Raw genomic sequence first — 20006 nt, 5'->3', positions numbered from 1 at the left:
AGTGCGCACGTACGACAGCCGGCCGTACTCGGTGCGCTCGGCCACCCGGACCGGGGAGACACGGGCTCCCGACCACGCCCGGAAAGGCGGCGTGGTGACCTGCGGACACGCCGTCAGGCGCCTGGCGGGTGCGGACAGTTGCCGGCCGGGATACCGGAGAGGTTCCCAACGGGCCCCTCGGCACGCATCGCACTTTCCCGTGGCACGCAGCCCGTCCGGCAACGGGTGGATCCGGTCGGATTGGGTTGGGTTGGGTTACGGCTTACATGAGCCCCGCGTCGGCGGGCGCCACCGCTGCATGGGGCCGATGCAGGTCAGCACGCCTCCCCGGCCTTCGACCCCGGGCCGGCCGTAGTTGCCGTCGACGGCGTCGACGATGACCGCGGCGCCCTTCACCGGGTCACCGGGCTGCTGGTGGTTGAAGCCGGCCGTGTCCGTACGGCGGCGGGGGCGTCCGGTGCGCGCGTGCCGGGGGAATGCACGCGCGCACCGGAGCCGGCGCCCGGGCGGCCGGCGGGCCGGCGCCCGGGGGGGCGGGGTGCGGATCCCTCCGGGGGTTGGGCGGGATACGCACCCGAGGCGGGCTCGGCCGGGCGGACCAGGGCCCCGGGGAGGGGATGGCTCCCGGGAGCGGAAGCCGTCCCCGCCCGGCGTGCGGGAGTCGGTCCTGCGGCGGAGCGGGCGTCACTCCTTCTACGGACGGGACTCCCTTTCTACGGACGGGACTCCCTCGGGAGGGTGGCGGTGAGCGCCCCGGAGGCGGGGCCGGGAACCCCGGGCGCCTTGCCTCCGTCCCCGGGGGCCCGGTCCGCAGGCCCCGGCCGGGGGCCCGGTCCGCAGGCCCCGGCCGGGGGGGCCGGTCCCGCCCCGGGGACGGGAACCGGACACCCGCAGACCGGGTCCGGGCGCGCCGGGTCCGGGCCAGGCACCCGGGACGCGTGGGATCGAGCGCCCGCGGACCCGGGGCCGGGCATCCGGGACCGGAGGCCGGGCACGCCGGACCGGGGATCCGGCGGCCTGGAGCGGGTCCCCGGAGACCGGGGCCGGACACCCGCAGGCCGGGGGTGCCCCTCGGAGACCGGGGCCGGACACCCGCAGGCCGGGGGCAGATGCCCGGGCCGGAGTCAGGTCGTGAACTGCGGGAGGCGGGTGGCGGTTTCGGTGGGGGCGGGCATGGAGGCGATCTCGGTGGCGACCTTGCGGGCCGCGTCGCGGTAGGTCTCGTCGCCCAGGATGCGGCGGGCCTGTGCGGTGACCGCGCCGGCCGTCAGGTCGGCGGCGAGGACCACCTCGCCCGCGCCCGCGTCGCGTACGGCGGCGGCGTTGGCGGGTCCGTCGGCGCCCTGCGGGAGGATCAGCTGGGGCACTGCGGCCGCGAGCGCGGCCAGGGTGGTGCCGGCGCCACCGTGCTGGACGACCAGGGCCGCCCGCTTCAGCGCCTCGGGCTGGGCCACCCACGCGGCCGCCACCACCCGCTCGGGCAGTTCGCCCAGGTCGGCGACGTCCACCACCGGGCCGGTGGCCACCAGGACCGGCACCTCGAGCGGCAGCAGCCCCTCGATGACCGTGCGCAGGACGTCCACCGAGCCCAGTGCGGTGCCCAGGGTCAGGTAGACGAAGGGGCCGTCCGCGTCCCGGATGGCCGCGGGCAGTTCGCCCGGCTCGCCGTAGGCGACGGGGCGCTGCTCGACGCGGGGCAGCGGGGCGGCCAGGAAGCCGCGGTCCTGCAGGGAGGGCGGGCAGATGTCGATGTAGGTGCGGGCCAGGGCCAGCAGCTGGCCGCCGGGCACGCGCACGCCCAGGTCGGCGGCGGTGGCCAGCAGTTCCTCCTGGATACGGGCCTCCTCGGGGCCCATCGCCATCACGCCCACGCCGTGCGCGACGGCGGGCACGCCCGCCAGGTGCGCGGCGAAGGCGGCGCCGGGGTTGAGCGCCTCGTAGACGACGAGGTCGAAGCTCCCGCCGGCCAGGACGGGGGCGAGGTCGGCGGCCACCCAGCGGGGCAGCACCGAGCCGAACACCTTCACATGCAGGTCGGCCAGTACCTCGGGCGGCACGTCCTGGGCGCCCAGGTCGCCGTCGCCCTCGCCGTGTTCGAGGCCGGCACTGCCGCGTACTGCTTCCATGAACGCCTCGGGAACCGAGCGGCCCGCCGCCACCGGCTCGAGGCCGGCCGCCCGCAGGGCCGGGTGCAGCTGCTCGCCGGTGGCGAAAGCGACCTCGTGGCCCGCGGCGCGCGCGGCCTTCGCCAAGGGAAGCAGGGGATACACGTGCCCGAAGTTGCCCGCGCTGGCAAAGAGGATTCTCATACCGCCCCACGGTAGGGACGCCCCCACCCTTTGTCTAGCAGTGACAGGAGATGTAGCACCGGCAGAGCCGGGGGTTCGAGCGGGCGTGCGGGGCGTTTCGAGGCGCTCTCCAGTCACGGCCGATCGCTCTGGCGGATCGTCGTGGCGGCGGCCTGGCCCCGGGCGCGCGGCACACGGCGAAGGAGTCACGACTGATGGCCATCACCCAGGCGGTGCCCCCGGGCGCCCTCACCCCTCTGGGGCGGCGCTTCACGCTGTCGGCCCAGACCCTGGACAGCCCGGTGACGCCCAATCCGGTCTTTCGCGAATGGTTCGCCGAACAGCGCCGCACCAACCGCTACGAGGTGCGGCGCATCCCCTTCCGCGACCTGGTCGGCTGGCGTTTCGCGGACTCCACCGGCAACCTCGTGCACGACAGCGGCCGGTTCTTCTCCGTGGAGGGCCTGCAGGTGCGCGCCGAGTGGGAGGGGCACGCCGCGTCCTGGTCGCAGCCGATCATCAACCAGCCCGAGATCGGCATCCTGGGCATCGTCGTCAAGGAGTTCGACGGCGTCCTGCACTGCCTGATGCAGGCCAAGATGGAACCCGGCAACCTCGAGACCGTGCAGCTGTCCCCCACCGTGCAGGCCACCCGCAGCAACTACACCGGCGTGCACAAGGGCGCCCGGGTGAACCACATCGAGTACTTCGCCCCGCCGCGGACCGCCTCCCGGGTGCTGTTCGACTCCCTGCAGTCCGAACAGGGCTCCTGGTTCCTGCGCAAACGCAACCGGAACATGGTGGTCGAGGCCCTCGGTCCCGTCCCCGCGCACGAGGACTTCGTCTGGCTGACCCTCGGCCAGATCCACCAGCTGCTGCGCGAGTCGAACGTGGTCAACATGGACGCCCGCACCGTGCTGTCGCTGATCCCCTCGTACGCCGACGAGGGAGTCCCGCTGCACAGCATGGAGCACCTCCTCAACCGGCTCACCGAGATCAAGGCCCACCGCGAGCTCGTGCAGACCAGCATGCCGCTGGCCGCCGTGCAGAACTGGCGGCGCACCGAGGACGCGATCGCCCACGACAGCGGCCACCACTTCACCGTCATCGCCGCGTCCGTGGCCGCCGCCAACCGCGAGGTCACCCGCTGGACCCAGCCCCTGCTCGCGCCGGCCGAACAGGGCCTGTCGGCGTTCCTGGTGCGCCGCATCGGCGGCGTGCCGCACCTGCTCGCCCACGCCCGCTCCGAGGCCGGCGTCCTGGACGTGGCCGAACTCGGCCCCACCGTGCAGTGCCAGCCCGGCCGCGCCCTGGCCCTGCCGCTGCCCCGCCGGCCCCGCTACCTCGACCTCGTCCTGCGCGCCGATCCCGGCACGCTGCTGTACGACACCGTGCAGTCCGAGGAGGGCGGCCGCTTCCACCACGCCGGCAACCGCTACGTCCTGATGGAAGTGGGCGGCGAGTTCCCCGTCGACGTACCCGGGGACTTCCTGTGGGTGACCGTCGGCCAGCTGTCCGCCCTGCTGCGGCACAGCAACTACCTCAACATCGAGGCCCGGACCCTGCTGAGCGCACTGCGCGCGGCCTGGGCCCGCGGCGGGGCGTACGCCCGGTGAACGGGCCCCAGCGCACACGAGGAGCGGGCGGGCCGGTGCTGCGGATCGGGGTGCTGGGCTGCGCGGACATCGCCGAGCGGCGCATGCTGCCCTCGATGGCCCGCCAGCCGCTCGTCGAGGTGACCGCGATCGCCAGCCGCAGCCTCGCGAAGGCGCGGGCGTTCACCGGCCGGTTCGGCGGCACGCCGGTGGCCGGCTACGCCGGGCTGCTGGAGCGCGACGACGTGGACGCCGTCTACCTGCCGCTGCCGCCCGAACTGCATGTGGAGTGGACCCTGCGGGCCCTTCAGGCCGGCAAGCACGTGCTGTGCGAGAAGCCGTTCGCCGCCCGCCTCGCGGACGCGGACAAGGCGGTGTCCCTCGCCCGTGAGCGCGGCCTGCTGCTGATGGAGAGTTTCATGTTCCTCCACCACTCCCAGCACGCCCGCGTCCAGCAGCTGCTCGGCGACGGGCTGATCGGCGAACTGCGCCTGTTCGGCTCCGAGTTCGGCATCCCGCTGCGCCGCGACGCCGACAACACCCTGCGGCGGGCCAGCACCCTGCCCGAGGTCGCCGCCTATCCGCTGCGCGCCGCCCAGCTCTTCCTCGGCCCGCACCTGCGGGTGGCCGGCGCCCAGGTGAGCCCCGCCACCGCGCACGGGCCGGCGCCCGCCGGCGGCGCCCTGCTGACCGCCGCCTCCGGGGCCACCGCCCAGCTCGCCTACGGCGTCGAACACGCCTACCGCAGCGGCTACGACCTGTGGGGCAGCCAGGGACGGCTGCGCCTGGAACGCGCCTTCAGCACCCCCGACGAGCACGTCCCCGTCCTGCACGTCGAACAGGGCGGCACTGTCCGCGAGATGCGCCTCGCCCCGGACGCCCACTTCACCAACATCGCCGGCGTCTTCGCCCGGGCCGTCCTCGACCGCGAGGACTTCACCCCGCACACCGAGGCCCTCCTCGCCCACGCCCGGCTCACCGACGCCGTCGAACAGGCCGCGGCCCACCCCGGCCCCGTATAGACAACACACGGACGGCCCGGCCCCCTACCAGCTCACGCACGGGCTCACGGACGGACTCGCGGACGGGCTCACGCACGGGCGGCCCGGTGCGCACCTTGTGCGCGCCGGGCCGCCCGCCCCTGCCCGGCGACGGCTACCGGCCGTCCTGTCCGGCGTGGATGTCGACGCCGAGCTGGCGGAACAGCCCCGCCATGTCCAGCTGGTCCCAGTGCTCGGCCAGCAGCCCGTCCTCGACCCGCCAGAAGTCGATCGACTGGAAGTTCAGCGGCCGCCCGGTGGCCTCGACGCCGAAGAACGTGCCCTGGTGGGTGCCCGAGTACTCGAAACGCCCGGCGATGCGGTCCCCCTCCACGACCAGGTCGTGGGTGACGACCTTGACGTCGGGGAACGCGGCGAAGATCTGCTCCCAGAACGCCGTGTTCGCCTCGATGCCGTCCTCCACGACCGGGTTGTGGTCGATGTGCCCGGGCGCGGTGTGCTCGCTCATGGTGCTCACGTCATGAGCGTTGATCATGTCGACGAAGCGCTGGACGAGTTCACGGTGGTTGTCTGCCATGCCTCAAGCCTTCCTGGGCTCGCGTCACCGAAGCGGGCAGGCGCAGCCGCCCGCCCCGCCGTGTCACCCGAGGATCCCCACCGCCTCTCGAGCCGCCCTGGAGGGGGCCTGTGGGCGCGGCCCATCCCCCATCCCGGCTCAAGTGCCCGCTCCTAGCCTCACCTCCATGAAGGCTCTCGTACTCTCCGGCGGGGCCGGAACCCGCCTGCGCCCCCTCACCCACACATCCGCCAAACAGCTGGTGCCCGTGGCCAACAAGCCGGTGCTCTTCTACGGCCTGGAAGCGATCGCGGACGCGGGCATCACCGAGGTCGGGATCGTCGTCGGGGACACCGCCGACGAGATCATGCAAGCCGTCGGCGACGGCTCCAAGTTCGGCCTCACCGTCACCTACATCCCCCAGGACGCGCCGCTGGGCCTGGCCCACGCCGTCATCATCGCCCGCGACTTCCTCGCCGACGACGACTTCGTCATGTACCTGGGCGACAACTTCATCGTGGGCGGCATCTCCTCCCTCGTCGACGCCTTCCGCGCGCAGCGGCCCGCCGCCCAGATCCTGCTCACCCAGGTCCCCGACCCGCGCCAGTTCGGGGTCGCCGAATTCGGCGCGGACGGACGGGTCATAGGGCTGGAGGAGAAGCCCAAGGCCCCCAAGAGCGACCTCGCGCTGGTCGGCGTCTACCTGTTCACCCCGGCCGTGCACGAGGCCGTCCGCGCCATCACGCCCTCCTGGCGCGGCGAACTGGAGATCACCCACGCCCTGCAGTGGCTCATCGACCAGCAGCGCGACGTACGCTCCACGACGATCTCCGGCTACTGGAAGGACACCGGGAACGTCGGCGACATGCTGGAGGTCAACCGCTCCGTCCTGGAGCACACCGAGCCGCACATCGAGGGCGACGTCGACGACGCCAGCGAGATCATCGGGCGGGTGCAGATCGACGAGGGCGCCCGGGTGAGCGGCTCGCGCATCGTGGGCCCGGCCGTCATCGGCACCGGCAGCGTGATCGCCGACTCCTACGTCGGCCCGTTCACCTCCATCTCCCGCGACTGCCGCATCACCGACAGCGAGATCGAGTTCTCCATCGTCCTGGACGGCTCCTCGGTGCGCGGCGCCCGCCGCGTGGAGGCCTCGATCATCGGACGCAACGTGGAGGTGACCCCCGCACCCCGGGTCCCCGCCGCCCACCGGCTCATCCTCGGCGACCACAGCAAGGTGCAGATATCGTCATGACCACCACACACATCCTCGTCACCGGCGGAGCGGGGTTCATCGGCTCGCACTACGTACGCACCCTGCTCGGCCCGGCAGGCCCCGGCGACGTCGAGATCACCGTCCTGGACAAACTCACCTACGCCGGCAACCCCGCCAACCTCGACCCGGTCCGCTCCCACCCCGCCTTCCGCTTCGTCCATGGCGACATCTGCGACACCCGCCTCGTGGCCGAACTCGTCGCCGGCCACGAGCAGATCGTGCACTTCGCCGCCGAGTCCCACGTCGACCGCTCCATCCTCGGCGCCGCCGAGTTCATCACCACCAACGTGCTGGGCACCCAGACCCTGCTGGACGCCGCGCTGCGCCGGCCCGGCGGCCCGGCGCGCTTCCTGCACGTCTCCACCGACGAGGTCTACGGCTCCCTGGCCGAGGGCTCCTGGCCCGAGAGCGACCCGCTGCGCCCCAACTCCCCCTACGCCGCCTCCAAGGCCTCCTCCGACCTCGTCGCCCTCTCCTACCACCGCACCCACGGCCTGGACGTCCGGGTGACCCGCTGCTCCAACAACTACGGCCACCACCACTTCCCCGAGAAGGTCATCCCCCTGTTCGTCACCAACCTCCTCGACGGACACCGCGTCCCGCTGTACGGGGAGGGGCTCAACGTCCGGGACTGGCTGCACATCGACGACCACGTGCAGGGCCTGGAACTGGTGCGCACCGGCGGCCGGCCGGGCGAGGTGTACAACATCGGCGGCGGCACCGAGCTGAGCAACAAGGAACTGACCACCCTGCTGCTCGACCTCGCCGGGGCGGCCTGGGACAGCGTCGAGCACGTGCCCGACCGGCTCGGCCACGACCTGCGCTACTCGGTGGACTGCACGAAGATCTCCCGCGAGCTCGGCTACCGCCCCCGCAAGGACTTCGCCCAGGGCCTGGCCGAGACCTTCGCCTGGTACCGCGACCACCGCACCTGGTGGGAACCCCTGAAGCACAAGGCCGCCCTGTGAGCCGGTGAGCGCGCCCCAGGGGGCGGGACCGGGCCTGGAGAAGACGGGCATTTTTTCCGGTGCTGTCACATCCTGCCGGGCTGGTCCGTCAGGGAGGTGTAACCACCGGCAACGGCACAGGAGCTCACCATGGATGCCCGCTTGAACCTCTTCGGCAACCCGGTCGCAGGCAAGGTCCTGAGGCACATCAACTCGGCAGGCAAGGCGGTCTCGGACTCCACGCTGCCGGCCGCGACGCAGGAGCTGGTGAAGATCCGCGCCAGTCAGATCAACGGCTGCGGTTTCTGCACCGACATGCACACCAAGGACGCCGCGCACGCCGGGGAGACCCCGGTGCGCCTCCACCTGGTCGCGGCCTGGCGGGAGGCCACGGTCTTCACCGACGCCGAGCGCGCCGCCCTGGAGCTGACCGAACAGGGCACCCGCATCGCCGATGCGGCCGGCGGGGTCACGGACGAGGCCTGGGCGAACGCCGCCAAGCACTACGACGAGGACCAGCTCGCCGCGCTGGTCTCCCTCATCGCCCTCATCAACGCCTACAACCGTGTCAACGTCCTCGTCCGGCAGCCCGCCGGCGACTACCAGCCCGGCCAGTTCGGATGACCGGGCGCCCGCTGCGGCACGGGACGGTCACGGGCTGTACTCCACGGTCACCGGGGCTGTGTTGTTGTCCTGGTCCGGGTCGGCGGCGGGACCGGGCGGGACCGTGACGCTGCCGCGGGCCCCCTCGACGCGCTTGTCGATACGCACCAGCAGGACGACGGCGTAGGGCTCGGCCCCCGGTCCGCAGGCGACGGGACCGCCCTTCGCCGGGCCCTTTCGGCAGTAGGAGTCCTCGCTCTGCAGGTCTTGCGGTGGCCGGGTGACGAGGCTGACGCCGTCGGGGAGCGTCACCCACATCGTGTCGCCCCGGTAGCCCCTCGGATACGGCACCTCGGTCCGGACCTCCTCGCCCACCCCGCCCCGGATGGTGAAGCCGACGGCCTCCACGTCGTCGACCCGCGTGGTCTCGAAGTCCAGTGCCCCGGCGGCTCCCCGGCTCCTGCGCGACTCGCTCCCGGTGAACGCGCCGCCGTCCACCGGCCGAAGCCGCAGCACTTCACCGGTGCCGCGCACAGCCCGCCCGGGAAGTTGTGACGGACCGTCGATATCGGCGGTGGGCCACACGCTGTAGTGCAGGCTGCCGCTCCTCGTGTCCTGGCCGGTCACGGCGGTGACCGGATGGTCCGTCTCGTACGCCGTCCCCGCGGGCAGCGGGCCGGGAAAGTCGCACTGTGCCTCGGTGGCCGCTGCCGCCTTGTTGTAGCGGCAGTTGCCGTACCGGGGCAGCAGGGTGCTGCCGTCCGCCACCACCATGACGGTGATGCCACCGTCGACACCGGTGTCCCCCCGGTTGCCGAAGGCGGGTGTCAGCCGCACCTCGCCGCCGGGGCGCACCCCCGTCAGTTTCCTGTTCCGGGTGGTCAGATACGGCGAGCCGACCCTCACACGGGTGGTGTGCCGGATGGTGGGCGCGTCGGCGCTGTGCACGGTCACCACGATGGATCCGGCCGGGCCGGGGGCCGTACCGGGCTTCGGCTTCACCTGGAAGGGAAGGAAATCGGCTCCCTCCCCGTACTTGATGTCCTGCAGCGCGCAGGTCACACGAAAGCCCGACCGGGCGCAGCCGTAGCCCTTGTTCTCCCCCCAGATGTCGGCCTTCCCCTTGAAGACGGACAGGTCGAAATCCGCCTCGACCTGCCTGGCGGACCCCTGGCTCCCTCCGGACGGGGCCGCGGCCGCCGCCAGGCGGATCCGGTATTCGGGGGCCCAGGGGGCATGGCCGGGCGCGGTGTAGCGCGGCAGGTAGAACGTGTTCAGCACGGACCGGAACGTCAGCACGGCCCCGGGCGCCTGCGCCGGGTGACGGGTCTTCAGGGCGACGGCGCCTGCCCCGGCCGCCGCCAGTACCACTGCACACACCACGGCCGCATACCGCCGCTTCCTGTCCGCCCACCACGCCCTCATACCGCATCAGACGTACCGGACGCCGGATGGTTGCGCGAGGGGGAGGGCGAAGGCTCCGACAGACACGCCCGCGCCTCAGGGGCGCGGGCGTGTCACTTGCCCCGGCGGTCAGGGCTAGGAGGTCTTGGTCGGCTTGGCGGTCACGGTCGGGTGCGCCGTCCTCGTCTTCGAGGGAGTCGGCTTCGGCGAGTACTTGTGCGTCTTCGACGGCTTCGGCTTCGGCGAGTACTTGTTCGTCTTCGACGGCTTCGGCTTCGGTTTGTGGGTCTTCGACGGAGTCGGCTTCGGCGAATACTTGTGGGTCTTCGACGGAGTCGGCTTCGGTTTGTGGGTCTTCGACGGCGACGGTTTCGGCGAATACTTGTGCGTCTTCGACGGCGACGGTTTCGGCGAATGCTTGGTGGTCGTCGTCGGCGACGGCTTGGTGGTGGTCGTCGTCGGCGCCGGCGCGGTGGTCGTCGTCTTCGACGTCTCCGGCGCCGATGTCGCAGGTGTCGCCGCGGGTGCGGCCGGATGCTGGGATCCGGTGGCCGCTACCGCGATACCGCCCGCTGCTCCCCCGGACAGCAGGGCCGCTGTCAGGGTTCCTACGGCGAAGGTGCGCCCCCAGTGGCTGCGGAATGTGGCATTCACGATGTTCTCCCATCTTGAACAACTGCCCCATTGGTCACTGTCGGCCTCAACCGAGGTTAGGTCGGTGCCCCCCGATCGGCGACCGGAGCAAACCGGTTCGCACTTTCAACAGAAGTGGCAGCTGCCCGGGCGCGGCCACCGTCCCTGGGCAGGCAGGAGTTGACGCCCCTCCCGCCTGCGGAACTGTGGCCTCCACCGCAGCGTGCGGGGTCCGCGCCTGATCGACTGGCCGGATGCTGATCAGCCTGATTCTCCGCGCCCTCGCGTTCTGGATCCGCGAACCGCTGGTCATCGCCGTCAGCCTCTTCTTCACCGGCCTCGCCCTCTGCTGGTTCGTCATGGCCGGAGGGTGGGCCCGGGGCGGCACCGGTCCCGCGTTTCTCGCCGCCGCGGCCCTGCGGTTCCACCTCCTGCGCCGCGAGTGGAGATCCCGCCAAGCCGCGAGAGAAGCCGTGTGAAGCCCTGACGCCGGGCCCGCTCCAACCTGCGGACAGGGCAGGCTGGTTCACACCCGGCGCCTGCCGGCGGCAAGGCTCCTGGCGGACGGGGTTCCTGGTGCCGGCCGCCGGACTCACCGTGCCGGATCTGCCAGGGCGGCCAGGTCGGTCCCGGCCGTCACCGCGGCGCGCAGCAGTGCGGCGATCTCCTCCGGCTCCAGGCCGAGGGCGTCGAGCGCCCGGATGCTCAGCGGGACTTCCTCGAGCCGGTACTCTCCGCGGTCCGGGTCGGCGAACTCCGGACCGGTGCGGTCCGCCTCGGACCAGGACCGGATGCGGGCCAGGTAGAAGTACTGGCGCTGGTGCTCGTCGGCCAGCACGTGCAGCAGGCCCGTGATCTGCGGCTCGGCGCCGGTCTCTTCGCGTATCTCACGGACCAGGGCCGCGCGCAGGCCCGGATCGTCCGGTTCGACGTGCCCGCCGGGAAAAACCCGGTAGGGCGTGGCGCCCGGCCAGGTGCGCCGGATCAGCAGCAGCCGGCCGGCGGGCGTGACCAGTACCGCCCGGACACACTCGATCACCGCGCCTCCCGCCGCCGTCACCCGTCAGGCTACGGGCGGCGGCCGTCGGCGGCCGCGGGATGGTAGGAGGCGAGGGCCTGTTCGTAGGTGGGCAGCAGGCCGCGGGCGGCGGCCTCGGAGAGGCCGGGGGCGTGGGTGTCCTTGTCGGAGCGGATGAGTTGTCCGGTGGTGTTCCAGGGGATGCCGATGTCGGGGTCGAGGGCCTGGACGTCGACCATGGTGCCGGGCACGTACTCCTCGGAGCACAGGTAGTTCATGCAGGTGTCGTCGCTCAGGGCGAGGAAGGCGTGGCCGAGGCCGTCGGCGAGGTAGACGCCGATGCCGGAGCCGGCTTCCTGCAGGGTGGTGTCGAACATGCCGAACGTCGGGGAGCCGACGCGCAGGTCGACGACGACGTCCAGGGCGGCGCCGCGCACGCAGGTCACCAGCTTCGCCTGGCCCGGCGGCAGGGTGGTGCCGTGGATGCCGCGCAGTGTGTTGCGCCGGGAGACGGAGAAGTTGACCTGCCGGACGGTGAAGGGCTGGCCGCTCGCCGCCGTCAGGCCGCCCAGCCGCCAGGCCTCGAAGAACAGGCCCCGGTTGTCCGGCAGTTGCGACGGTGTGATCCGGAAGGCGTCGCGGACCTTCATCTCCTCAATGGCCATGCGTCCTCGGTTCGTCGGGGCGTCGGGGCGCCGGTTCGTGGGAGGGCGCCGGGGCCGGTGCCACCCGGGGGTGGCACCGGCCCCGGCGCCAGGTCAGTGCAGGGGGGCCGGTGCACTCTCCTGCGCGGGGGCGGCCTGTGCGACGGGGGCGCTCGCGGCGGCGCGCCGGCGGGAGGGGGCCAGCAGCATGGCGAAGGTGGCAAGGGCCACCGCGGTGGCGCCCACCCACATGGCGGGCACCAGGCCGTCGACGAAGTTGCGCGGTGAGGCGTAGCCGCCGTTGGCGCTGAAGATGGAGGCGAGGAGGGCGACGCCGAGGGCGGCGCCGACCTCGCGGGTGGCGGCGGTGACGCCGGAGGCGATGCCCTGTTCGTGTTCGGCGACCGAGCCCATGGTGAGGTTCATCAGCGGGGCGTAGAACAGGGCCATGCCGGCGCCGCAGATCATCAGGGAGGGCAGCTGGGCGGCGTAGGAGACGTCCGGTTTGAGGACGAAGGCCCAATAGACCATGCCGGCGGTCATCATGGCGAGGCCGAGGGTGACCACGGGTTTGCCGCCGATGCGGTCGGAGACCATGCCGCCGATGGGGGCGACCACCATCGGCATGGCGGTCCAGGCCAGCAGCCGTACGCCGGCCTGCATGGCGGTGTAGCCCTGGATGTTCTGCAGGAACTGGGTCATCAGGAAGATCGCGCCGAACATGCCGACCGACATGAGGGCGCCGGCCAGGTTGATCGCGGTGAACGCGCGGTTGCGGAACATCCGCATCGGCACCATCGGGTGTTCGGTGCGGTTCTCCCACACCACGAACAGGGCCATCACGGCGGTGCCGCCGATCAGTGCGCCCAGGACCTGCGGGGATGTCCAGCCGTCTCCGTGGCCCTTGATCAGGCCCAGCACGATGCCGAACAGGCCCAGGCTGGCCAGGGCGGTGCCGACGGCGTCCAGGCGGGAGTGGGCGATGCGGCTCTCGGCGAGTTTGCGGAAGGACAGCGGGGCCAGGGCCAGGCCGATCGGCACGTTCAGCCAGAAGATCCACTGCCAGGACAGGTGCTCGACGATGGCGCCGCCCACCAGCGGGCCGGCGGCGATGGACAGTCCGTTGACGGCGCCCCAGATGCCCAGGGCCGCGCCGCGTTTCTCGGCGGGCACGGCGGCGGTCAGCAGGGTCACCGACAGCGGCATGATGATGGCCGCGCCGACGCCCTGGACGGCGCGGGCGGCGACGAGTTCGTTGATGCCGGGCGCGAGGGCGGCGGCCGCGGAGGCGGCGGTGAACAGCAGCAGGCCCAGGCTGAAGACCTTGCGGCGGCCGAAGCGGTCGCCGAGGGCGGCGCCGAACATCATCAGGACCGCGAAGGACAGGGTGTAGGCGTTGACCGTCCATTCCAGGTCGGTGAGGCTGCCGCCGAGTTTCTCCCGGATGGTGGGCAGCGCCGTGATGATGACGAGGTTGTCCAGTCCCGCCATGAACGAGGCGAGGCTGGTGGTGAGAATGGCCCAGAAGACCACCCTCCTGGTTTCACCGCCCGGGGATGGGGGGTTGACGGTGCTCATCCGAGCATCCTTTCTGGAGGCGGGTCGTGCGAGATGCTCATCGCCGTGACCGGTCCGGCCCGCGGCGCCCTGGTGCCCGCGCGCGGGCCGGTACGGCGCCGTCGACGCTACGGACGCCTGCTCAAGTTCTCCTCGAGCCCCGCTCGGCACACGCGGGCGCGGCGCGTCTGCGGATGGGGAGGGGGTCAGGCGAGCTGGCGCTGGAAGGTGGCGATGTCGAAGTAGAGGGTCTCGTCGATCAGGACGTCGCCGTCGAAGTGGAAGAAGACGGCGACGGGGGCGTCGATGGACTTGCCGCGGTTGGGGATGCCGCGCCAGTCGGCCTCCTGCTTGCCGCGGGCCTGTGCCTCGAGGATCACGGCGGTGGGCGTGTGGTGCACGTGGTGCAGTTCGTGCTCCAGGTCGGGGAAGGCGGCCTTGAGGTCGGCGAAGTAGCCCTTCTTGATGGCTTCTTCGCCGATCAGCGGGCCCTCTTCGAAGGCCTGGATGCGGTAGACGCCGCCGCGCGGGAAGGTGGCCAGCACGCCGTCGATGTCCCAGGCGATCTCGGCGACCGTGTGCTGCAGGACGACCGCCTCGCGCTTCTTGCGCAGTTCGGCGTCGGGCTGCGGGAGATCCGCGCCGGGCAGGGTGAATTCGTGTGCTTCGGTGGCCATGACCATTCCTCCACGCATCGGCCGTATGTCGGTTGGGGCCGACGCTAGGGCGCACGGCTCGCCGCGCCCTGGTGTCCGGCTCGAACCCCGCTCCTGCGGCGGTGTGTTCAGGCGGTGGGCTGGAGGGTCGCGGTGTTCTGGGGCGGGCGGTAGGTGGGGCGGTAGCCGCAGGCCAGGGAGAGCGGGGAGAGCAGCAGGCACAGGGCCGTGTCGAGGGGGTAGGGGCGGCCGGTGACGACGCGGTACTCGTCGCGGAAGGCGAGGGCGAGCAGCGGCATCTGCAGGCGGGGGGTGCCGTCGGGGCGCAGCCGGCCTTCGTTGGTCAGGCCCCACAGGGTCTCGAAGACGGTTTCGGTCTGGTAGGCGGGGGTGGTGCGCCAGATGACCCGGGTGGGTTCGGGGCCGGGGTTCCACATGGAGTGGACGGCGCCCGGCGGGATGTAGAAGTCGGCGCCTTGTTCGTACTCGTGCAGGACGCCGTCCAGTTGGAGGCTGAGGCGGCCGCTTTGAAGGCGCATGTGTTCGGTCTGGCGGGGGTGGTAGTGCTGGGGCGGTTTGATGACGGCGGGGGCGTACTCGACTTCGACTTCGACGAAGGCGCCGTCGGTTTCGGCGGCGGTGGTCAGGAAGGTGAGCTTGTCCTTGCCGAGGTGGAGGGTGTCTCCGGGGCGTGCCATGGGCCTCTCCGTGTCCGTTGGGGGGGTTGGGGGGTGGTCAGGCGGTGCGGGGGCCGGCCGGGGCGGGGGCGCGGCGGTGGCGGGGCAGTGCGAAGTAGGCGGTGAGCAGGTTGAGGACGCCGATGCCGGTGGCGATCCAGAAGCCGAGGTGGAGGCCGTCCAGCCAGGCCAGGGCGGGGGCGGTGTGGTGGGTGAGTTCGTGGGTGGTGCGGGTCAGGGCGCTGGTGGCGACGGTGGCCACGCCGAGGGAGGCGCCGACCTGGAAGGCGGCGACCAGGACGCCGGAGGCGATGCCCTGCTGGCGGGCGGGGATGTCGGAGACGCCGTGCACGTTGACGGGGATGCCACAGCACTGCATGGACGCGCCGAGGATGAGCAGGGCGGGCAGCAGGTGCAGCAGGTAGGTGCCGTCGGCCGGGGCCTGGGTGAGCAGGAGGAGACCAAGGACGGAGCCGGCGGCGCCGGCGAGGTAGACGGGGCGGGGGCCGGCCTTGTGCATGATGCGGGTGGCGGGGGCGGTGACGAGGATGGCGACGACGCCCAGCGGCAGGAACGCGAACCCGGACTTGAGGGTGGAGTAGCCCAGGGTGCGCTGCAGGTAGTAGCTGCACAGGAAGAGCACGGACGCCTGCACGCCGCTGGTCAGGACGCGGCCCAGGCCCGCGGTGGCCAGGGAGCGGGTGGCGAACAGGTGCAGCGGCATCAGCGGGTCGGGGGTGCGGCGTTCGATCAGGACGAACGCGGCGAGCAGGGCGAGAGCGGCGGCGGCCGGGGCCAGGACGTAGGGCGTGGAGGCGGCGCCGTGGTCCTGGATGTTGACGATGGCGTAGACGAGGGCGGCCAGGCCCGCGGTGACGGTGACGGCGCCGGCGATGTCAGGGCGCGAGCCGCGGATACGGGTCTCGGGGCGGCCCCGGGACAGCAGCAGGACGCCGGCGACGGCGACGATCCCGAAGGGCAGGTTGATGTAGAAGATCCAGCGCCAGCTGAGGCTGTCGGTGATCAGGCCGCCGGCGATGACGCCGAGGGTGCCGCCGAGGCCGGCCAGTGCGGCCCACACGGCGAGCGCGGTGGTGCGTTCGCGGCCCTTGGGGAAGGTGGTGGTGACCAGGGACATCGCGGCCGGTGAGAGGAAGGCGGCGCCGCAGCCCTGCAGGGCGCGGGCGGCGATCAGCAGGCCGGCGCCCTGGGCGAGCCCGCACAGCAGGGAGGCGGCGGTGAACAGCAGGGCGCCGAGCAGGAAGGTGCGCCGCCTGCCCCAGCGGTCGGCGGTGCGGCCGCCGAGCAGCATGAGGCCGCCGAAGCACAGGATGTAGGCGGTCAGCACCCATTCGACGGCGGTGGCGCCGGCCTTCAGGTCGGCCTGGATGGCGGGCAGGGCGAGGTTCACCACGGTGGTGTCGAGGAGCACCATGAACTGGGCGAGGGCGACGAAGACGAGCAGGCGCCAGCGGCGGGGATCCGCGGCGGCGGGTGCGGTGTCCGTCGTGCGGGGGGCGGCGGTGTGGTCGGTGGTCATGGCTCCCTCTCGGATGGATCTGCCTCGCGCCCCTCCCGCCCCTCTCCCCTTCTTCGTCGGCTGGGGGTGGGGGCGGGAGGGGCGGCCCGGTCAGGCGGCGGGTGCCTCGATGTAGCTGAGGGCGTTGTAGATGGTGCGGTGGGGGTCGGTGATGGCGCGCCGGCCGTGCATGACGCGGGTGTTGTCGATGACGGCGGCGTCCTGGTCCTGCCAGTCGAGGTTCTCGGTGAGGCGGGCGGTCACCTCTTCGACCTCGGCCAGCAGCTGCTGGGACAGGGCGGTGCCGTCGGCGAAGGTGATGGTGGGCTTCTCGTAGTTGAAGGAGGGGCCCAGGATGCTGTTGGCGAAGGAGGGGCGCGGCCCGAACACGGTGGTGCCGGCCGCGGGGGTGGTGAAGGAGTAGCGCACCCCGCCGTCGTCCTGCGGCACGATCTCGGTGCCCGGCAACTGGCCTGCCAGCGCGAGGAGTTCTTTGACCTCGATCTCGTCGGCGGGCTTGGTGCGGCCCAGCAGGTGGTGGGCCATCGCCCGCCACTGCGGCTCGGCGACGTAGCGGCTGTAGACGATGTCCTGGGCCGCGAATGCCGTACGGGCCTTAGGGCTGAGGGCGTCCCAGACGCGGTAGCCGTCGCAGACGGTGGTCTGGGAGCCGGAGGAGGCGGCCTTCTCGCAGAAGAACCAGGCGAGGTGGGAGCGGAAGGGGCTGTTGCCGTTCTCGGTGTGCAGGCCCACCTCGTCGAAGCCGGCGTCGACCTTCTGGGCGACCTCGGAGTAGAAGTCGCGGGCGGGGTCGAGGGTGGTGGAGGTGGAGGTGTGCTGCACCAGGGCGGTGAAGGCGTCCATGTCCGCGCCGAAGCCGCGCAGCAGCAGGAAGCCGGCCTGGGAGAGCAGGTCGCGCAGTTCCTTGGGGTCGATGCCGTCGAGGCCGCCGGGGCCTGCGGGTTCGACCAGCAGGCCGCTGCCGGTGCCGTAGGGGGTGGTCTTCATAGCCGTGCTCATCTGGATTCCTCCGTGGATACCCCAGCCTTCGGGCCGGGGAGGAAACGGACTCCTGCGGAGCAGGGCAAGGGAAGACGATTCGCCGCCAGGGCGGATCGTCGTTCACCAGCAACTGCCCGCGGATGCAGTAGCGTTGCCACGCTCGGCCGGTGATAACCAAGCTGGCCGGGCCTACCGCCGGGCTGGCGGGATGTCAGGTCTGTGGAGCTGGCGTAAGACTGCTGGGCGTACCAACGTCCCCCGCCGTTGATTCGGGGCAGCTGCTGTCTGAGAAGCAGAAAGCTCAACCCGCGAGGGAAGAATCCCCCTGCTTCGGCTGGGGGAGATGTCAAGCCTTCTCCTTGGTCTCGCCGCCGCGGGGGGCCGGGGTGGGGGGCTGCTTGAGGACGTGCGCGCGCACGACGTCGCGGCGGGGGCGTCCGGTGACGGTGAAGCAGGTGGCGTAGGCGGGGTCGTCCTCGGACATGAGGTGGACGACGGCGGCGCGTTCGATGCCGGAGAGTTTCCGCCTGCCGAAGTCGGTGATCTCGCGGCGGGCCGTGGCAGGGTCGAGGCCGGCGTCGATGACGAACAGGCCGTGGACCTGGTCGAGGCCGTCGGCGACGACGGCGGCCTCGCGGACGAAGCCGAGTTCGCGGTAGCGGGCCTCGACCCATTCGGGGGCCACGTTGCGGCCGCCCGCGGTGATGACGAGGTTCTTCTTGCGTCCGGTGATCCGCAGATAGCCGTCGGCGTCGATCTCGGCGAGGTCGCCGGTGTGCAGGCGGCCCTGGTCGTCGACGACGACGCTGGAGGGGTCCTCGCGGGTGTAGCCGGCGAACAGGGAGGTGCTGCGGATGAGGAGTTCGCCGTCCTCGGCGAGTTCGGCCCGCACGTGGTCCAGGGGGCGGCCGACGGTGCCGAAGCGGACGGCGCCGGGGAAGTTCCAGGACACCACGGAGGAGTTCTCGCTCAGTCCGTAGCCCTCGTGGACGGTCAGCCCGTAGGCGTCGAGGCGCTGGAGGATCTCCGGGGGGACGGGGGCGCCGCCGCAGGCGACGAAGACCGGCCCGTCGTGTCCGAAGATCCGCCGGTGGCGCTCGGTGACGCTCTCGGCGGGCTGCTGGTCGCACAGGGCGAGGAAGAGGCCGGCGACGGTGGGCGGCACGACCAGGGCGGTGGGGCGGGCCGCGCGCAGCAGGGTGAGCATGCGGGGGGCGGCGTCGGCGGCGGTGCCGACCAGGGCGGTGCCCGGCGGCAGGAAGGACACCGAACCGCCCGCCAGGAAGGGCATGTAGAGGCCGGCGACCTGCTCGATGAGGAGGCTGAGCGGGACGATGGACAGGTAGCGCTCGAAGATCTCCGGGCGGGTGCGGGCGCGCAGCGAGGTGAGGAGTTCGTCCAGGCCGTGGCGGCGGATCTGTACGCCTTTGGGGGCGGAGGTGGTGCCGGAGGTGTGGATGACCTTGACGATCTGGTCGTGTCCGGGGATCTGCGGGGGCGCGGCGGGGCGGGGTGCGCGGGTGAGGTCGGGCAGGTCGAGGGCAACGGCGGGGCAGCCGTCCGCCAGGACGGGCTGGGGCTGGGGGGTGCTGGTGTGCCAGCGGGCCAGGGCGGCTTCGCCCGCGGCGTCGGTGAGGCACAGGTCGGCGTTCTGAAGGAGGGAGGCTGCCTGCTGTGCGGTGAAGGCGGTCGGGACGGGGATCTCGACGGCGCCGGCGAACAGGGCGGCCAGGTCGGCTACGACCCATTCGGGCGAGTTCTCCGCGAGCAGCCCCACTCGTGCCGGCCGGCCCAGCGCGCGGGCTCGTTCCTGGAGCCGGGCGGCCAGGGTGAGGGCGGCGCCGATCAGGTCGCGGTAGCTCCAGGCGGCGGGCGGCGAGCCGTCGGCGGCCAGCACGCGGACCATGACGGCGTCGCTGGCGGCCCGCTCCAGGAGTCCCTGGGCGAGAGAGAGGCGGGTGGGGGTGTCAGGCGGCACGGGTGAGCACCCCCTGCTGCGGGCGGTTGCTCAGCAGCCGCATGTCGACCGAGGTGAAGCAGTAGCGGCCGATGGCGGCCAGCAGGAGGGTGGACTGTTCGGCGGCCTCGGCGTAGCCGACGACGGGCCGGGTGTCGTAGTAGGAGCCCCACGCGGCCCGTTCGTCTTCGGGCAGGCGCTGCGCGCTGGCGTCGGCGAGGGGGTGGAAGACGCAGCCCAGGCGCTGCATGAGGGCGGCGAGCCGGCCGGTCATGGTCATCACCGCGTACGGGCGGCCCAGGCAGGCCATGATCAGCGGGATCGCCTTGATGATCTCGGCGCCGGCGGAGGCCCGTACCGAGGCGATGGAGCCGATCTGCAGGACCTGGGAGCGTTTGACGGGGGCGCCCACGGCCCGGGTGATGACGTCTTCGACGGGAGCGTCGAGGTAGCGCTCGAGCAGGATGCTCTCTTCCTCGGGGAAGGACAGGCCCGCGCAGGCGAGGACTTCCTCCTGGCCGTCGGCGGCGGTCTCGAAGAAGGCGAGGAAGCCGTCCGGGTCGGGCGAGATGCTCGCCTGGTACTGCTTGGCGAACACCAGCCGGGCGAGGTCCGCGGCGGTCTGCCAGTCCGGGGTGCCGCGCTCGGACAGGGTGATTCTCATGTGCTGCGC

At 72.2% G+C, this 20006-nt stretch carries 19 protein-coding genes; 7 read left to right on the top strand and 12 right to left on the bottom strand.

Annotation, left to right across the window (positions count from 1 at the left end; all coding sequences use genetic code 11):
• Nucleotides 1-1124: 1124 nt before the first annotated feature.
• The gene (locus tag ACFVWD_RS12635; RefSeq protein WP_389595625.1) at nucleotides 1125-2309 is read right to left on the bottom strand and encodes a glycosyltransferase; all 1185 of its coding nucleotides are present in this window, start codon (nucleotides 2307-2309) and stop codon (nucleotides 1125-1127) included.
• A gap of 194 nt (nucleotides 2310-2503) precedes the next feature.
• Between ACFVWD_RS12635 and ACFVWD_RS12630 the strand changes: the two genes are divergently transcribed.
• Nucleotides 2504-3904, top strand: a complete 1401-nt coding sequence (locus ACFVWD_RS12630) for an NDP-hexose 2,3-dehydratase family protein (RefSeq protein ID WP_389595623.1) — start codon at nucleotides 2504-2506, stop codon at nucleotides 3902-3904.
• A gap of 35 nt (nucleotides 3905-3939) precedes the next feature.
• Nucleotides 3940-4905, top strand: coding sequence for a Gfo/Idh/MocA family protein (locus ACFVWD_RS12625; protein ID WP_389595622.1), 966 nt, complete (start codon nucleotides 3940-3942; stop codon nucleotides 4903-4905).
• A 133-nt stretch (nucleotides 4906-5038) separates the two neighbouring features.
• Here ACFVWD_RS12625 and ACFVWD_RS12620 read toward each other — a convergent pair whose 3' ends face one another.
• Nucleotides 5039-5461 carry an ester cyclase gene (locus tag ACFVWD_RS12620; protein WP_067383410.1) on the bottom strand — a complete coding sequence of 141 codons (423 nt, stop codon included), beginning with the start codon at nucleotides 5459-5461 and terminating at the stop codon, nucleotides 5039-5041.
• Between the two features lie 166 nt (nucleotides 5462-5627).
• On the opposite strand from ACFVWD_RS12620, the gene ACFVWD_RS12615 reads away from it, so the two are divergent.
• The 3 genes from ACFVWD_RS12615 to ACFVWD_RS12605 all read left to right on the top strand — a co-directional run bounded on the left by ACFVWD_RS12615 (nucleotide 5628) and on the right by ACFVWD_RS12605 (nucleotide 8287).
• Nucleotides 5628-6695 carry a glucose-1-phosphate thymidylyltransferase gene (locus ACFVWD_RS12615; RefSeq protein ID WP_389595620.1) on the top strand — a complete coding sequence of 356 codons (1068 nt, stop codon included), beginning with the start codon at nucleotides 5628-5630 and terminating at the stop codon, nucleotides 6693-6695.
• The gene (gene rfbB, locus ACFVWD_RS12610) at nucleotides 6692-7684 is read left to right on the top strand and encodes a dTDP-glucose 4,6-dehydratase (protein WP_389595619.1); all 993 of its coding nucleotides are present in this window, start codon (nucleotides 6692-6694) and stop codon (nucleotides 7682-7684) included. Before ACFVWD_RS12615 ends, rfbB begins: the two co-directional genes overlap by 4 nt.
• Nucleotides 7685-7813: 129 nt before the next feature.
• Nucleotides 7814-8287, top strand: coding sequence for a carboxymuconolactone decarboxylase family protein (locus tag ACFVWD_RS12605; RefSeq protein ID WP_101403471.1), 474 nt, complete (start codon nucleotides 7814-7816; stop codon nucleotides 8285-8287).
• A 27-nt stretch (nucleotides 8288-8314) separates the two neighbouring features.
• Here the strand turns inward: ACFVWD_RS12605 and ACFVWD_RS12600 are convergent, their stop codons facing one another.
• Nucleotides 8315-9646 carry a hypothetical protein gene (locus ACFVWD_RS12600; RefSeq protein ID WP_389595617.1) on the bottom strand — a complete coding sequence of 444 codons (1332 nt, stop codon included), beginning with the start codon at nucleotides 9644-9646 and terminating at the stop codon, nucleotides 8315-8317.
• Between the two features lie 178 nt (nucleotides 9647-9824).
• Between ACFVWD_RS12600 and ACFVWD_RS12595 the strand changes: the two genes are divergently transcribed.
• Both ACFVWD_RS12595 and ACFVWD_RS12590 read left to right on the top strand, forming a co-directional pair.
• On the top strand, nucleotides 9825-10487 hold the full coding sequence (locus ACFVWD_RS12595) for a hypothetical protein (RefSeq protein ID WP_389595615.1): 663 nt from the start codon (nucleotides 9825-9827) through the stop codon (nucleotides 10485-10487).
• A gap of 70 nt (nucleotides 10488-10557) precedes the next feature.
• On the top strand, nucleotides 10558-10782 hold the full coding sequence (locus ACFVWD_RS12590) for a hypothetical protein (RefSeq protein WP_389595613.1): 225 nt from the start codon (nucleotides 10558-10560) through the stop codon (nucleotides 10780-10782).
• Between the two features lie 113 nt (nucleotides 10783-10895).
• Here the strand turns inward: ACFVWD_RS12590 and ACFVWD_RS12585 are convergent, their stop codons facing one another.
• The 9 genes from ACFVWD_RS12585 to ACFVWD_RS12545 all read right to left on the bottom strand — a co-directional run bounded on the left by ACFVWD_RS12585 (nucleotide 10896) and on the right by ACFVWD_RS12545 (nucleotide 19997).
• The gene (locus ACFVWD_RS12585) at nucleotides 10896-11342 is read right to left on the bottom strand and encodes an NUDIX domain-containing protein (RefSeq protein ID WP_389595611.1); all 447 of its coding nucleotides are present in this window, start codon (nucleotides 11340-11342) and stop codon (nucleotides 10896-10898) included.
• A 29-nt stretch (nucleotides 11343-11371) separates the two neighbouring features.
• A complete protein-coding gene (locus tag ACFVWD_RS12580) occupies nucleotides 11372-11986 on the bottom strand; it encodes a dTDP-4-dehydrorhamnose 3,5-epimerase family protein (RefSeq protein WP_389595609.1) in 615 nt (204 codons plus the stop codon).
• A gap of 93 nt (nucleotides 11987-12079) precedes the next feature.
• The gene (locus tag ACFVWD_RS12575; protein ID WP_190173737.1) at nucleotides 12080-13543 is read right to left on the bottom strand and encodes a DHA2 family efflux MFS transporter permease subunit; all 1464 of its coding nucleotides are present in this window, start codon (nucleotides 13541-13543) and stop codon (nucleotides 12080-12082) included.
• 185 nt (nucleotides 13544-13728) lie between these two features.
• Nucleotides 13729-14199: a nuclear transport factor 2 family protein gene (locus tag ACFVWD_RS12570; protein ID WP_075032262.1), complete on the bottom strand. Its 471-nt coding sequence runs from the start codon at nucleotides 14197-14199 to the stop codon at nucleotides 13729-13731.
• Nucleotides 14200-14306: 107 nt separating this feature from the next.
• On the bottom strand, nucleotides 14307-14876 hold the full coding sequence (locus tag ACFVWD_RS12565) for a cupin domain-containing protein (protein ID WP_168500421.1): 570 nt from the start codon (nucleotides 14874-14876) through the stop codon (nucleotides 14307-14309).
• A 37-nt stretch (nucleotides 14877-14913) separates the two neighbouring features.
• Nucleotides 14914-16395, bottom strand: coding sequence for an MFS transporter (locus tag ACFVWD_RS12560; RefSeq protein ID WP_389595607.1), 1482 nt, complete (start codon nucleotides 16393-16395; stop codon nucleotides 14914-14916).
• A gap of 90 nt (nucleotides 16396-16485) precedes the next feature.
• Nucleotides 16486-17394 (bottom strand): TauD/TfdA family dioxygenase, encoded by a 909-nt coding sequence (locus tag ACFVWD_RS12555; RefSeq protein ID WP_389595605.1) that lies wholly within the window; start codon nucleotides 17392-17394, stop codon nucleotides 16486-16488.
• Between the two features lie 328 nt (nucleotides 17395-17722).
• Nucleotides 17723-19354 carry an AMP-binding protein gene (locus ACFVWD_RS12550; RefSeq protein ID WP_389595603.1) on the bottom strand — a complete coding sequence of 544 codons (1632 nt, stop codon included), beginning with the start codon at nucleotides 19352-19354 and terminating at the stop codon, nucleotides 17723-17725.
• Entirely contained in the window at nucleotides 19344-19997 is a 654-nt protein-coding gene (locus ACFVWD_RS12545; protein ID WP_389595601.1) for a thermostable hemolysin, read from the bottom strand. The genes ACFVWD_RS12550 and ACFVWD_RS12545 overlap by 11 nt, the downstream gene beginning before the upstream one ends.
• Nucleotides 19998-20006 lie beyond the last annotated feature (9 nt).

The sequence above is a fragment of the Streptomyces sp. NPDC058086 genome (genome assembly GCF_042885015.1).
In the GTDB taxonomy this organism is placed as follows: Bacteria; Actinomycetota; Actinomycetes; order Streptomycetales; family Streptomycetaceae; genus Streptomyces.
Note: the sequence above shows the minus strand (reverse complement) of the source record. Positions and strands in the feature narration are given on the sequence as shown.